This is a genomic window from Bacteroides sp. AN502(2024) (genome assembly GCF_041227145.1).
In the GTDB taxonomy this organism is placed as follows: Bacteria; Bacteroidota; Bacteroidia; order Bacteroidales; family Bacteroidaceae; genus Bacteroides.
In genome coordinates, this window is record NZ_JBGFSP010000003.1 from 3,319,615 (window position 1) to 3,335,121 (window position 15,507).

Consider the following 15,507-nt stretch of genomic DNA (forward strand, 5'->3'; position numbering starts at 1 on the left):
TATACTAAGAATTTTTATTTGTTTTCTTCCGGCACGGTCATGATGACTTGAATTTCGTTGTTCTGTTTCAACAATTTGGCGAGGAAGTCTTGCACTTCTTTAGCTGTGATGCCGTTGACCAACTTTTCATAGTCTTTTGTATTATCCACACCTGTGTAGAGATATTCGTCTATATTATTAAGCCAGTAGCCGTTTTCTTTCTGGACATCTTTATACTTCTTCAGCATATATTCTTTGATCTTCTGCATATGTTCGGCAGACGGACCTTCTTTGGCCATTTTGTGAAGTTGTTCTACAACAACAGTAGACAGTTTATCTTTTTTGGCAGGGTCAGTTTGGAATACAATCTGAAGAACAAGTTCCTCTTTCGGATATTTTCCAAGACTTCCGTTACAGCTTACACCGTATGTACCTCCTTCTTTTTCACGGATCTCAGCAGTGTAAACCAAATCCAGAGCTTGATCTAAGAAACTAAGCAGGACATTGTTACGCAAGTCATATTTGCAAGTACCGCTATAAAGGAACATGATGGTAGCCATCGGAGTTTCCTGTGCCTTTGCGAATACGTTTTTGATCTTTCCCTTGCGGATATCCATCTTGTTGTCTTTGAAAGTCTCTTTACGGTTGATAGATGGCAGACCTCCCAGATATTTGGCGATTAACGGTTTCATAGTAGCCAAGTCTACGTTTCCTACCAGGAAGAAAGTGAAATCACTTGCATCTTTGTAGCGGTCCTTGTACATTTCAAGAATATGGTCATAGTTGATTTGGTCTACCATGTTTTCCTTCATTCTAATGGCACGCGGATGGTGACCGTATAGTACACTTGTAACTGTGTCATTGAAAGCAGTCATCGGATTAGCGTCTGCATTTTGAAGTTCGGCTTTCAGACGGTTCTTGTAAGATTCGAATGCTTCATTATCCTTACGCGGAGATGTGAAAGTCAGATAAGTAAGCTGCATCATTGTCTCAAAGTCTTTCGGGGCACAGCTACCGGAAACCGTTTCCGTATTGTTGCCGATACCTGTACCAACGTTTGCACGTTTGCCGGCTAAAACTTTACCCAGATCCACTTTACTGAAATTGCCGATTCCACCTACCAAGGCTACTCCGTTTAATTGGGAGATATTGATAATTTCTTCGTTCGGGAATACGCTGGTACCGCCGAAGCTTACACCTTTCATTACAATCTGGTCAGCCTTGAAATCTGTAGGCTTCACATATACGGTTACGCCGTTGGAAAGCACCAACTTAGTCGTACCATAAATATCGCCGGCTTTTTCAGAAACAATCTTGCCACCTTTAATCTCTTCAGAGATCAGCGGTTCGTTAGAAACTTTATCTTCATAAGGTTTTAAATCAAATGACTTCATTTGTTTCAATAAAGCAACAATTTCTTCTTTAGTAGGATATTTCGCTTCTTCTTTTTCCGGACCAGCCAGCAAAACCACCTGATTATTGTCAGTGATTAGTTTTTTCATCATCTGATTGACCGCTTCTACAGGGATATTCGGAGCCAATTTGTTTACCAGTGTATATTCAACTTCGATTCCAGGAATTGGTTCTTTGTCAAGGAAATTGTTAACATATTCGTTGACGTAAGAGCTACTTTTAGTCTTTTCACGTTCTTTGTAAACAGATTCTACGGCTTGCAGATAGTTGGCGCGTGCACGTTCATATTCTGATGCGGTAAATCCGAAGCGTCGTGCACGTTCAGTCTCTTCCAAAACTGTTTTTATTGCTAAATCGATACCGTTTATTTTGCTGCTTGCAGTGAGTGTGAGTGCTTCTTTAGTCTTGGCAAGTAAATAGTTCCCATATTCTGCGCTTGCATTAGTAAAAGGAGGATTGGCAGTTTGACGGAGTTCATACAAACGGTGGTTCAGCATATTCATAGCCATGCTGACCATATACTGAGTAGCATAATAAGCAATGGTATTTTTCAAAGAATCCGGTGCTGCGTCTTGTTTAAAGAAGATGTTCACAGAAGGATTCTTCACTTCTTTGTCTGTACCGATATAGATAAGTGGTTCCTGGTTATCTGACACTGGATAGTAGATACGTTCGGCCGGGTTTACCGGAGCTTTTACATCTGCAAATACCTTCTTCAGTTTAGCTTCAATTTCATCTACATTGATATCACCTACAATAACGATACCTTGCAAATCCGGACGATACCATTTCGCATAATAATCGCGGATATCCTGATAAGGGAAGTTGTTGATAACATCAATACTCCCGATAGGCATACAATCTGAATATTTAGAATCCGGATATAGAGTAGACTGTGCATCAGTCATGATGCGAAGCATACCACTATTGCGGCTTCTCCATTCTTCGCGGATAACACCACGTTCTTTGTCGATTTCCTTGTCGGCAAGATTGATGGCATTCGACCAGTCATGAAGGATCAGCAGACAAGAGTCTACCACGTTTATATTTTCAGTCGGTACGTTGCTGATATTGTATACCGTCTGGTCGACACTGGTATATGCATTCAGGTTCGTACCGAATTTGATACCTTTCGTTTCACACCAAGGCACGATGCCAAGTCCGGTTTCATCACCCGGGAAGTGCTTCGTTCCGTTGAAAGCCATGTGCTCCAGAAAGTGAGCCAGACCTCGTTGTTGCGGTTCTTCGAGAATGGAACCTACTTTCTGCGCGATGTAGAATTCAACCCGTTTTTCGGGAAGGGCATTGTGGCGAATGTAATAGGTAAGCCCGTTGTCTAGTTTACCGATGCGAACATTCTTGTCTACAGGTAACTCTTGCATAGGTTGTGCAAGAACGAACTGGAAATTGCAGCATATAAAAAGGACTGCAATAAATAATCCACGTAATAAATGTTTCATATTCTATTTAATTTAAATAAATACTTTTATGTTATTGGTCGTTGTATCAGGTTGTTAATCACAAACGGACAGGAAAAAGAGCTATTTTATGGCTTCCCGTATCCTGACTAGCTTTGTTAATAGTCCTTCCAGAAGGTCTAACTTTAGCATATTGGCGCCGTCACTTTTGGCTACGGCAGGGTTTTCATGTGTTTCAATGAATATTCCATCGGCACCTATGGCGATACCTGCTTTGGCAACAGTCTCTATCAACTGCGGCATTCCGCCTGTCACTCCACTGGTCTGATTAGGTTGCTGCAAGGAGTGGGTGACATCCAAAATCACCGGATAGCCGAATGATTGCATTTCGGGTATGCCACGGTAGTCTACGACAAGATCCTGATAGCCGAAAGTGGTTCCACGTTCGGTAAGCATCACATTCTTGTTTCCGGTTTCCACCACTTTGTCAGCTGCAAACTGCATTGCCAGTGGTGAAAGGAACTGTCCTTTCTTGATATTAATCGTTTTTCCGGTTTTTGCTGCGGCAACCAATAAGTCGGTCTGTCGACAAAGAAAAGCCGGGATTTGAAGTATGTCTACGTATTCGGCTGCCATTGCTGCTTCATTTGCGGTATGGATATCCGTTACCGTAGGAATTCCGAAAGTCTCATGTACTTTTCTCAATACTTTGAGTGCTTTCTCATCGCCAATGCCGGTAAACGAATCCAGACGTGAACGGTTTGCCTTACGGTAAGAACCTTTGAATACATAAGGAATTTGCAGTGCTTCGGTGATCTTTACTATTCGTTCGGCAATGCGCATTGCCATTTCTTCACCTTCTATTACACATGGACCCGCCAGCAGAAAGAAATTACCGGCAGGATTGTTCTTAAGTTCTATCATTTTATTATTTACTAATTACAAATTATCAATTAGATTGTGAGCATATGTCGCTCTTCTTTGGTGAAATGATGCTGATTAGTTGGGGATGATAAGCGTCGTCTTTTCCGAGAGCACGCCTACTTCCAAGGGAAAATGTTTAGGCAACAAACGCCCGTCCAAATCCACCGCTGCATTCTGTGCCCGGAGTACCTTTACTTTTTTCGTCCGGTAGCTTTTCACCACTTTGTGATTCAGGATTCTTCCCTGAATCAGCATCCATAGTCCGGAAATAATTTGCAGGAATTCCGGACGGTAGATTACAGATACATCCAGCCATCCATTGTATGGCACGGCACTGGGTGTTTGTCCCCATCCCCAGGCACTGCCTATACATACGGTCATGATGCGTCCGCGGATATGTTCATCATTGATGCGGAGATGCATTCTGTAGAGCTTCCGTTCGAAGATGAGGGAGAACAGGGCAGCAACGTATGAAAGGAATTTCACTCCCCAGAAACGTTTGGTCTGATCGGTGATTTTAACAATTCGGGCTCCCAGTCCGATGTTAACGGCATTGAGGAAATAGCGACGCTGGTGTTCATTTCCATCATAGAAGTTGCAGTAGCCTACATCTATTTTCTTCAACCGATGATTGATGATACAGTCGACAGCAGGCTTGTATTCGGTGCTAAGTCCCCAATATTTGGCAAAATCATTTCCGATACCGTTCGGAATCATGCCGAGGGCGATGTTTTCTTTATCTTCGGCATCGGATAGCATAATGCCGTTGATGGCATCATTCAAAGCACCGTCACCACCCACAATGACAATCGTGCGATACCCATTGTTGGCCAAAATTTTAGCGAGACGCTCTACCGAACCGAAACCTTCGGATTGTACATAGTCATAGTCTACACCTTTACTGTCCATGTACTCCTTAATTTCTTTCCAGCGTTTCTTTACCTTTCGGGTGCCAGCTTTGGGGTTGTAAATCACTCCCCATTTCTTCGGTTCTACACTCATATCCGTATTTCTATCCTACTGTATTTAAAATCTCACTATAAATAATTGCCAAAGATACTAATTCCCTTGCAGTTTCTCTTTTACAAAAGCTATTTTTTCTTCCATCGGCCACTCTGCGTTCATCCAATGGATCGTAAATCCTCTTCTTTCCATTCCGCGGAACCAGGTCATTTGTCGCTTGGCAAACTGATGGATGGCTATTTCCAAATTGTTGAACATTTCTTCATAGGTCAGTTTACCTATGACGTATAATGTCAGATACTTGAATTCCAGTCCGTAATATATCAGATCGTCCGGTGCGATTCCCTGTTCAATCAATCGTCTTACTTCGTCCACCATTCCTTCATCCAATCGTTGTTTTAATCGGCGGGTGATCTTTTCACGACGCAGTTCCCGGTCAATATCCACTCCGATGATGAGACTGTTCAGTCTCGGGAATTCCCGTTTGGGAACCGGATGGGCTGCATAATATTCTTCAATTTCTATCGCACGTATCGCTCGTTTCACGGTATCCACGTCGGTAGAGTTATGTAATGTCTTATACCGGCTTAGTATTTCCGTCAACTCTTCCAGCGAATGATTTGCCAGGCGGTTGCGCAATTCCGGATTTTCCGGTACGGGCATGAGCTTGTATCCTTTCAGTACGGATTCGAGATACATGCCTGTTCCTCCACATAAAATGGGAAGACAGCCTTGTTGTTTAATCAATTCGTAAGAAACCAGGAAATCGCGCTGATATTCAAATACATTGTATTTATATCCGGGGTCGGCAATATCAATCAGGTGATAGGGGATAGCATGTCCGTTTATCGTATAATCAGCGAGATCTTTTCCTGTGCCGAGGTCCATTCCCCGGTATATCTGACGGGAATCGGCACTGATAATTTCCGTGTTGAGCTCATAGGCCAAAGCGGCGGCAAACGAGGTTTTACCCGAGGCTGTAGGTCCGAGTATGGCGATTAAATCATAGTCCGGCATAACTTTATTCTTTTACTTTATTTTATATAGATGTTTCTTCGATTTTACTGATTTCCAGTCTTGAAACATTCATCATGCTTGTCAGTTCTCGTCTTCCTTTGTCTGTTGAAATCCATTCGCTTGCAACATATTTTGATTGTGAGAGCAAAAGTAGTTTATTTTCTTTGATTTAACAATTAAACGGTGCTTTAATTCTTATGGGGAAAAAGGTCTTGTAAATTAATCGGAGAAGTAATTTTCATCCTTTTCTTTGATATAGGAAATTGCACTATTTATAATTAGCTTGCTTAATCCTGTTGGAATTTTTTCATTGATGTTTATTATTTCTTTTGCAACATTTATTCCTTTTGTATGGTCTTTGATATATTCTTTGTATAATAACATTAGTTCGTAGCGATTTATGTATTTACTTGGATACATATTTATTGCCCTTTGAAAACTTTTTTCTGCTAAATTGTATAAACCTAGCTCTTTATAAGATTTGCCGTATAATAATTCGAGTTCGTCTGTTTTGGCATAGTAGAATAATTTGTTGAGATTTTGAATACATGAATCGTATTCTTTTATTGCAAAATTAGAAAAAGCTTCATGCACTAAATATGAAGGTGTTGTTTCTAATATTTTTTTGTTTGAATTTGTGAAAAGAACTGTTTGTTTACTATTCAAATGTGGATATAAGTGAAAATAAAATATTCCCAATGTACATACAAGGATGAATACAATGGTATTTCCTATTTGGCTTGGTAATTTTAATATATGTTTAGGTTTTAATAATGCAAGTAGGCATATGACAAATACTTGAATAAATAAAATCTGCATTGTGTAATTAAAACAAGAAGTTAAGGCTATTAATGATAATAGAAATATGATATTTTTGTATATAGATTTTTTTATACATTCTTTATATGTCAAATATAGGCATGTAAAAGCTGTGAAACACTGGAGTATTCCAAATTTACAAAGAAACTCTAGTATATCGTTATAAGCAAAAGAAGTATTGCCTGCTAAAAGACTGTACTTGTTTGTAATTCCTTTATTAGTAAAGTAATTAACCTGATATTCCATATATATAGTGGGGAATTTTCCTATTCCTATACCAGATACAAGATTATCATACAATATATGTAGGGTATTTTTCCAAATAAACATTCGTCCCATACTTGATTCTGTTTTATAAGTAAAAGCTATCAATAGAGTAGAAAAAAACAAGATAGAATACATAATAATAATCTTCTTTTTTTTATCAATTTTGTATAGGACATATATACATGTTGCAACTAATACTAGCAATAAAGTACGGGAATTAAAATTTGCAAATACAAAAATATTGCTTCCTATCAATAATGCTATTAATGGAAAACGTTTTTTTTCCTGTAGTTTACTATGAAATATCTGTATTATTAGAAATGAACTAACAAAAGAGAATAAAATAGAGTAAGATACACTGTTATAATAGTTGTAAAAAATGAAATTTGAAATTCCCCAAGTTATTATAAAATGGTATAGTTGCATTATCATCCAAAATATCAATATTCCTGTAAATATTCGAGTTGTATTCCGGTAATTATTTCTGCATAAATTTCGCAAACTAATCATCCATAGTAATAATACCAACATTTTGATTATGGATTGATGGTATATTATCAAAGTGTTATTTAATATGTTAACTAAGATTTGTATAATAATTAAAGCTAATATGCTAATATCAAAGCAAGTTATATTGCATCTTTTTATACTTATCAAAAATATAAACGATATAGAAGTTATTATAGATAACCATGCAAAAAAAATGAAACTATTCAGATATATATCTGAAAATATAGCTGTCTCTAAAAAACTGAAGATTGACATGAAAATCAATATGTTTTTTAATAAGGTAATTCTTTTTTTGCAATTATTTGTATACAACATTTTATCCATATTATGAGATTGTTAGATATTGACATAATTTAAACTTATTGTTTTTGTAAAATTTTCTTTAGTAGCAAAATCGCAAATACTAAGAAGCTGTTTGGATTTAATATAAATGTTTATCAGTTGGTAGTTTTATTTCATTTACTATCTTAAGAATATAAGCCAAAATTATATCTAAAGAGTACAAAAATGAGCTACAGTACAGACCTAACTAATAAACAATGGCAAGTTATAGAAAAAAAATTAAATGACAAAGAACGTAAGTGGAAACATTCACTTCACTCCATCTTCAATGTTATCTTTTATTTGGTCAAGGCCGATTATCAATAGCATATGCTTCTTTATGATTTTGATCCTTGGAACACCGTTTACTATTTTGTTGTAAATGGAAAAACATAGGTCTGATAGAAGATATATATAAAAAACACTGCGTGATATGGTTCGTGCAAAGTAGCAGGAAAAAAAGGTCTCAGTTTAGGATTGATTGGCAGCCGAAACTTCAAGACCTCCCTTCAATGGAGGTGAGGTACGGGATGTTGATGGCAGAAAATAGACGAACGGATGCTTACTACAATACTGGAGAGTGTGTCGTAAAGCACGATGCACCTTCTTTTTTCATCATGCCCTATAATAATCAGTTAATTTTCTTTATGCTGCGATATTTTGAAAATTTCTTTCGTAAATGTGTTCCACCCATCTGAAAAGAGCGGCTGCAAGGTTATAAAACTGTTTAATCAGCCAGTCTATACCTTCTTTTCTCATTTTTGCACACATCTTTTTTATATTGAAGGCAATGGCCAAGAAGGCGAAATCCATAAAGACCTTATCCTTTCCAAAATGGCGGAAACGTTTGTAGTTCATATTATATTTTATTTGCCCGAACACAGCTTCCGGTTCTATACATCTTTGCCCTCTGTGTTTCAGTCTTTCTTCGGAACAGAGTAACTCTTTGGCTTTCTGCCTGTATTTCCTGAGTCTGTGATTCAGTTCTATTGTTCTGTTTCCCTTTGCCTTAAAACATAGGCATCCCAACGGATACCCTTCACATCTGACGGCTCTGTACCTGGCATTTTCGCTTACATATCCGGATGCAGTTTTCATATGCCTGGTTCCTGTCCTCTGCATCTTTTGTCCCATGGGGCAGATGCAATAGTCATGTTTTTCATTGTAATAGAAGTTTTCAGCCTTGAACGGATTCGGTTTGAATCCGGGTCGCTGTTCCATGTGGAAGTAGTTGTATTTGATGTAGGCTTCCATGTCGTTTTCAGACATGAAACGGTAATTTTCCTCAGAACCATATCCTGAGTCGGCAACCACCATATGGACCAATCTGTCGTATCTGCCTGAAAAGGATTACAGGAAAGGTATCATGGTCAGTGTATCCGTAGGATTGGAAAAAAGAGCGAAGTCGGTAATGAATTGGTTCTCGGTACCGATCTGAAGGTTGTAGCCGGGTTTTGTCTGCCCGTTACGCATGGCATCCTCCTTCATCCTCATAAAAGTGGCATCCTTGTCTGTCTTGGAATAGGAGTTGCGAGCTTGCAGATTTTCCAGATGACCGTCGTATTCCTGCAGTTTATCTCTGTGTTCTTCCAGTTCCTTGAGCTGTTTGCGTTTCTTTTTCAGCGCAGTCTTTTCCTCTTTCGTGGAAGGATCGGGGGCCTGTGCAAGTGCATTACGTAATTCTCCCGCCATTTCGGTCAGCATAGTCGGAGTAAACTCTATCCCCTCATTGGTCTCTGATGATTTCTCCTGAGCGATGAACTCGTCTATCTGACCTAATAGTACATGTATTTTCTTCATCAGGCGTTCACGGTTCCTTTCGACCGTTTTTCTCCAGACGAAAGTGTACTTGTTTGCCTTGGATTCGATTTTTGTACCGTCAATGTATTCCACATTCAGGCTGATGAAACCTTTGGAAGAAAGCAGAAGTACGGTTTGGGTAAACACCTCGTTGATTTCCTTCTTCACCCGGTTGCGGAATCGGTTGATGGTAATGAAATCCGGTTTCTCGTATCCGGCCAGCCATATATAATGGATATCACGATGGAGTAGCTTTTCTATTTCCCGGCAGGAGTAGATGTTGTTCATGCAGGCATACAGAATAACCTTGAGTATCATTCTGGGATGGTAAGCACTACAGCCGCATTCCTTGTATAACTTCCTGAAACCTTCAAGATTCAGGCTTTCTCCGTAAGCATTCGGTAAACCACGTTGCAATTTTTGTGAAATTAGTTCCGAATCGGTGCTATTCGTAGTCGATTCGGAACTAATAGTATCTATTCGGAACAAGTTTGATTGGATTTTACCCAATTACGTGGTAGAAGTTCTTCCATATTCTTCTCATCCCTTTCATAATATGGAATTTTGCTCAGGACATCTTCCATCCAGATTCTGGGGTCTACTTCTGCTGATTTGCAGGTTGAAATCAGTGAGTATACGATGGCAGCCCTGTATGCTGATGCATCGTTTCCGCAGAACAGATAGTTCTTTCTTCCCAAAGCCAAAGGTCTTATGGCATTTTCTATACGGTTGTCATCAATTTCGATTCTTCCGTCGTTTACGTATCTGGAAAGTCTTGGAAGGAGCGTGTACGTATATTCGATGGCTTTACCCATACGGCTTTTAGGAAGCACTCTAAGATAGGTGTCCTGCAGCCACTTTTCAAATTCAAGTATCAGCGGATAGGCCTCACTGATACGTTTTTCCTTACGCTCTTCAGCTGTGAGCCCTGCATCATTGGCTTCAGATTCTATCTTGTACAACTTGCCGATGTAGTGTATTGCCTGTGTGGCCAGGGTCCTGTTCTCTTCCAGGGCATCCACGTACTTCCTTCTGACATGTGCCCAACAGCCGACCATAGTGATTCCTTTCACCTGCTCAAACTGTTCGTAAGCTGCATAGCCGTCACATTGCACAATGCCATGGTAACATCCCAGCAGTTCACGGGCTACAGTCCCCGAACGGCTGCCACGGTCATAATGGAACATGACGTCCCCCGTGATGCCGTCGCGTACGCACCACTCATACCCCTTTTTCGCCTTATGTTTCTCATTGTCCAGCACAGGAATGACACTCTCGTCCACTTGTATATACTCACTGGAGAGTATCTTCTGTTTGAGCAGGTTGTACAGCAACCTGAGTTTCTCCACCGCCATTTCATACCATCCGCACATGGTAGATTCGCTTATGCTGATTCCTGATTCGCGATACTGCTGTATCAGACGATAGAACGGGAGATGATACATGAACTTGCCGATGATAATGTCTGTCAGGACCGAGGCGCCTGCCATACATTTACTGACCGGAACAAGAGGTAGAGGGTGAATCAGGATCTGCCTTTCCTCGGGGTATTTCTCCATATCGGACTTACTTATCACTTTGTGACGGACAGTCTTCAGGATATACAATTTTGCCGGAACACGTTCCAGGCGTGAACTCTCTTCCTTTCCGATTTCAATGAAATCATCCTTAAGCCTGCCTTCCTCGTCTGTTGTCCCTTCGGGGTAAAGATCAACAACCTCTACCGCAAGAGAAGATGTATCCAAGGGCTTGCGGGCCGGCTTCTCCTTGACTTTTATGGTTCTGGTGATTTCTTCATCGCTTTTGCGGACTTCCTCCTCCATCCGGGATATTTCCATGGAGGACATTTCAGCTTTTGAGAACAGGAACAGTTGGTTGGGATCAAGCGGAAGATTCTTCTCGCTCATCCGGCCAAAGACTTTTTTCCGAAGCCAGTACAGCGACTGTTCCAGTGAGGAAACCCTGCTGATAAGCGCCGCTTTATCCTGACGGAGCTGCTCTAGTTCTTCCAATAAGGCTTTTTCCTGTTCCTCCGTAAGCATCTGCATCTCATTTTTTCACAATGTAAATATACTAAAATCCAATGACATACAAAAGCAAGCAGAGTAAAAAATCCGATACTATTTTCGAAGTTTCTGCAGGTTTTCAAGTCTCGTGCGACGGGAGTCACGGGCTTCCATGATACCCTCCACTATCATGACAAGTTCCCGCCATTCTATATTTGTACAGACCTCATCGTCGTTGGCAGAATCAGGTTTACCTAAGGTTCCGGCTTCCAGAAGTTTGGAATATAACACCATGCCGCCAGGCTCCCAATGCAGGAGTTTTATACGGTCACGGGCACGGTTTATGAAGATATACACGTTGCCGTTACAGGGGTCCTGACCCATGGCGTCGGTGATGATACCGCTGAGGGTATGGAAGCTTTTGCGCATATCAGTCGGGCGGTTATACAACAGATAGCGCATACTGTCATTAAGGCTGAACATGGCTGCAGGCCCGGATGATTGAAAACAGTTCCTTTTCATTTAGCTCACCACAAATGCGTATGGCACTACCGGCCGGTGTACGTATTTCTATCTCTTTCAATCCGCTTGGCGTGGTCGGTGTACTTTTCTGTTTCCGTCCGGTTGTACCGGCAAATGAAGGAACCGGAACAAAAGATCCGCTATGCGGAAGCTCGATAAACTCACCTTGAGCCGTTTTACCAGATGATTGCTCGGCGGCATAACGGGATTTGCTGTCATAAAACCGCCATACAGGGATATTGAGTTCCTCTAATCTTGACTTATAAGTCACTTTGTGCTCTTTGCAGTAGTTCATTATTTCTACTACTTCTTCTCGTGTCATCATAACTTGGCTTTTTGGACGTAAAGTTAATGATGGAAGGTGGAGACGAAAATACGTGGTTTACCGAATGCTTACCTTTCAACCAGAGCGTCAACCATGTGAACCGGATCGTTTTCTGCAATATCCTCATCGATTCTCCCAGAAAAAAGCACTGTTTGGTTGGGAATGTAAGGACGAAAATGTATCTTTGTCATAGTGTAAATTTTATGCTTAAAGATACAAAATCTTTAGGTAATAACAAAGCCCCTGCTTGTAAAAGTCGGGGCTTTGTGTAAAAAAAGAAGGTGCGCATTTCGATACACCCTCTACATTTTTTATTCGCTATGCTTTATCGGATAGCAATAATTCAATATAGCTTCTAAGGCTTTTGCACAGACTATTGGATATTTACGTTTAAATCACTTCACAGGTTTCTAATTTGAAAGTGGGTAAACTAATACTCTTATTATTGAAGTGTAATTAGTTTGTTAACCTCTTCTATAACTTCTTTATATTGTTCGCAACTTATCAAATAGACTTTGTTCTTGTAAGATAATTCTATTATTTGTTTCTCATTGTTAAAGATTGTGTGATATTTTTTGTCTGCGTCTATAATGCCTATGTATCCCCAAATTCCATTACTTCCAAACCTTCTGATACCTCCCACCATAGATCCTCTTTTTATATAGGTAATATATTTATAATTAAATGATTTTGTTGAGAAAGCGCATTTTAAAACTAACGATTCTTTTGAAAGTAAAATAGAACATGGGTGCAATGCATACGTTCTTAAATAGACAAACAGAACTAAAAAAACGAACAAATTTCCTAACCATGTATTAACTGTAGGCTCTTTAACTAATAAGGATACTGATAAAATAGAAAACAGAAAAATGTGAATACTCACAAGTATTGTTGTCATTTTGACATGTTTACTTGGAACACATTTGTATTTATAAAAGAATTCCATGCATACTTGCTTTTACTTGGTTTCGTATAGCTTCTTCAGAATTATTTGCAAATAGTTCCGGTCTAAGTTCTTTCAATAGTGAAATTATTTCAGTTATAATTTTTTCCTCTTTTTTACTTGTATAATAGGTGAACGAATCTTCTCCTGTTGTAATATCCCATAATAATCTCATGTTAAATAGATTATTGGTGTCTATTGATGTTTCTGCTGCAACAATTCCCTCTGTATGTGTTGCAGAAATTGTTTCAAAATTGATTGCTGTTATATCAAAAGCCCATAGCAATGCGACTGTTACCCATTCTGCAAACCAAAACCATGAATATGGTTGAATTGAGGTATCAATATGTTCTTTAGTAAGGATGTCTTCAATCTTTTTAGGCATGTTTATTGCTGATTCTATGTCATTAAATAAACCTTTTGATTGACATAATGAAACAAGTTTTTTCAAATCCTTATTTCGAATTGCTTCTCGTATCTGTTCATCTGCATAGGCTGTTATCAATTTAACTAATCCATCCTCTATGCAGACGTTTCCTTTGTAGCCATATTGAGAAAAATAAAGTGTAGGATTTTTTATAAATTCCTTTGCTAAATCTGGATGTTTGAAAATATCAGCACCAAGTTTCTGTGCAGCAGTTATATATTCCTGATTTTCATTTGATAATGGAATAGCAACGCAGTCAGAGTTTGCTAATTTTTTTTCTGTTCCTAATTCTACTAAACTATCTCCAATAGGCTGCTGAAATGTAGAATCGTTAGTACAACTTACAACTCCTGTCAGTACAGTAGCTCCTCCCCATAACGTTTTTTTTATAAATCTCTTTTTCATAAACTTTGTTTTTTAATTGAATTGTATAATAAATTGTATTTAATTAGGATGTTGGGCAAAATAGCCTTTATATTTTCTTTTATTTTTTCTATATTTTCTTTGTTAACACATATATCTCTACATACTTCACAAATATGTTTAGAATAGTCGATTTGTTTAAGTTTATTTGGAAAATCTTTGTATAAAAATTCTAATATTCTAATAGGGCCTTCGGTTCTCAACCATATTTTTAATACATCATCAAATTGATTTGATATAATTGATTGAACGGTACTATTTTTCATGTTTCCTATTTTTAAATATGGGATTTGTTGACATGTCAAGCCGCAACAACTATAAATATCTCCATTAGGCATCAATGATATAGTGTGAAACATTGTTTCACAAGATTTGTATGTGGGGGTAATGCTTCGATAAGATTTTGGGGCAGAGTCTCTCATTTTTTTTGTATTTTCATCAAAGGGAAGCCACACACCTTGCATAATTTTTATATGATCAGGATTAAACATTTCTTTTCCTATAAAAGGAGAGATTCTTTCGTCTTTTTCAAAAGTATCTCTTCCAAAAGTTGAATAGGGGTGAGTTTCGATATTTACAAGTGCATTTATCCCTAAATTACGTGCTGCTAAACATCCATATACTATATTGGTATATTTCACCCATTCTTGATGATCATCTCCTGTACTGTAATTAATTTCATGTAATCCAGCTTCTTTTAATGATTTTAAAATAGAATATGCTTTCTCATAACTTGTAGCCCAAAAACCATTGGTTACTATTCTTGTTGCTAGTTTTTTATCTGTTACATATTGTACGGATTTGATTAAATCTTCTTTTAAAGAAAAACTTTCACCACCACTAAAAACTACTAATTGTATTGTAGGAAATAAGGAGACAGTCTTATCGATATAGAATTTTATATCTTCAAAAGACATTCTTTCTTCTCGTTTGGGGCTACATTGGAAACAACAGTTTAGACATTGAGCCGTACAGTACATTGTTGTTAACAAAGATAATGTGGTAGGATAAATAATTGGCAAATTCATGTTCTTTGTTTATTATGTTTTTGCCAATATAATGTTTTTTTTTGATAAGTAGCGTTGCTATGTAGGAGCTATTTTAAATAATTAATGTATTTTGCGGTAATTTATAGCTATTTAGGTGTTTTTTTACTTGAGAAAATGCGAGTAGCGCATATACAAAATGTCTTGCTATAATACAAGCATGCTTTTTTAAAGTTGCGCAATCAAGCGCAATTCATTGAAGCCTCAAATCCGCAACCATTCAATCAAACCTCCGTTTTGTTTGAATTAGTGCAATCTTTCTTTTTAGTCGGAGAGAATCCTGTATGGTAATTAGGTTATGCCTGTACTTTCCCCTTACCCATAAGGCGACTTGAGGCAATACGCGGCGGTTATCCGGCAAAAAGTCTGTTTTATCCGAATCCG

At 38.6% G+C, this 15,507-nt stretch carries 12 protein-coding genes and 1 pseudogene; all 13 read right to left on the reverse strand.

Annotated elements, in window-relative coordinates; translation table 11 throughout:
• Window positions 1–14 precede the first annotated feature (14 nt).
• The 13 genes and pseudogenes from AB9N12_RS12985 to AB9N12_RS13045 all read right to left on the reverse strand — a co-directional run bounded on the left by AB9N12_RS12985 (window position 15) and on the right by AB9N12_RS13045 (window position 14,994).
• Window positions 15–2,852 (reverse strand): M16 family metallopeptidase, encoded by a 2,838-nt coding sequence (locus tag AB9N12_RS12985; protein ID WP_369892447.1) that lies wholly within the window; start codon window positions 2,850–2,852, stop codon window positions 15–17.
• An 81-nt stretch (window positions 2,853–2,933) separates the two neighbouring features.
• Window positions 2,934–3,734: a 3-deoxy-8-phosphooctulonate synthase gene (gene kdsA / locus AB9N12_RS12990; RefSeq protein WP_369892448.1), complete on the reverse strand. Its 801-nt coding sequence runs from the start codon at window positions 3,732–3,734 to the stop codon at window positions 2,934–2,936.
• Window positions 3,735–3,809: 75 nt separating this feature from the next.
• Complete coding sequence (locus tag AB9N12_RS12995; RefSeq protein WP_369892449.1) at window positions 3,810–4,736, reverse strand: diacylglycerol kinase family protein; 927 nt, start codon at window positions 4,734–4,736, stop codon at window positions 3,810–3,812.
• Window positions 4,737–4,793: 57 nt separating this feature from the next.
• The gene (gene miaA, locus AB9N12_RS13000) at window positions 4,794–5,714 is read right to left on the reverse strand and encodes a tRNA (adenosine(37)-N6)-dimethylallyltransferase MiaA (protein WP_369892451.1); all 921 of its coding nucleotides are present in this window, start codon (window positions 5,712–5,714) and stop codon (window positions 4,794–4,796) included.
• A 219-nt stretch (window positions 5,715–5,933) separates the two neighbouring features.
• On the reverse strand, window positions 5,934–7,634 hold the full coding sequence (locus AB9N12_RS13005; protein WP_369892452.1) for an O-antigen ligase family protein: 1,701 nt from the start codon (window positions 7,632–7,634) through the stop codon (window positions 5,934–5,936).
• Window positions 7,635–8,276: 642 nt separating this feature from the next.
• Window positions 8,277–9,860: pseudogene (locus AB9N12_RS13010) on the reverse strand (IS1182 family transposase).
• Window positions 9,861–9,907: 47 nt separating this feature from the next.
• Window positions 9,908–11,473, reverse strand: coding sequence for an IS66 family transposase (locus tag AB9N12_RS13015; RefSeq protein WP_369892453.1), 1,566 nt, complete (start codon window positions 11,471–11,473; stop codon window positions 9,908–9,910).
• A gap of 78 nt (window positions 11,474–11,551) precedes the next feature.
• Entirely contained in the window at window positions 11,552–11,920 is a 369-nt protein-coding gene (gene tnpB, locus AB9N12_RS13020) for an IS66 family insertion sequence element accessory protein TnpB (protein WP_369890451.1), read from the reverse strand.
• Window positions 11,907–12,284, reverse strand: coding sequence for a hypothetical protein (locus tag AB9N12_RS13025; protein ID WP_369892455.1), 378 nt, complete (start codon window positions 12,282–12,284; stop codon window positions 11,907–11,909). Before AB9N12_RS13025 ends, tnpB begins: the two co-directional genes overlap by 14 nt.
• A gap of 68 nt (window positions 12,285–12,352) precedes the next feature.
• Entirely contained in the window at window positions 12,353–12,475 is a 123-nt protein-coding gene (locus AB9N12_RS13030; RefSeq protein ID WP_369892906.1) for a hypothetical protein, read from the reverse strand.
• Between the two features lie 251 nt (window positions 12,476–12,726).
• Entirely contained in the window at window positions 12,727–13,182 is a 456-nt protein-coding gene (locus AB9N12_RS13035; protein ID WP_369892457.1) for a PH domain-containing protein, read from the reverse strand.
• Window positions 13,183–13,213: 31 nt separating this feature from the next.
• Complete coding sequence (locus AB9N12_RS13040) at window positions 13,214–14,059, reverse strand: hypothetical protein (protein WP_369892459.1); 846 nt, start codon at window positions 14,057–14,059, stop codon at window positions 13,214–13,216.
• Window positions 14,056–14,994 (reverse strand): radical SAM/SPASM domain-containing protein, encoded by a 939-nt coding sequence (locus AB9N12_RS13045; protein ID WP_369892461.1) that lies wholly within the window; start codon window positions 14,992–14,994, stop codon window positions 14,056–14,058. Before AB9N12_RS13045 ends, AB9N12_RS13040 begins: the two co-directional genes overlap by 4 nt.
• Window positions 14,995–15,507: the final 513 nt, after the last annotated feature.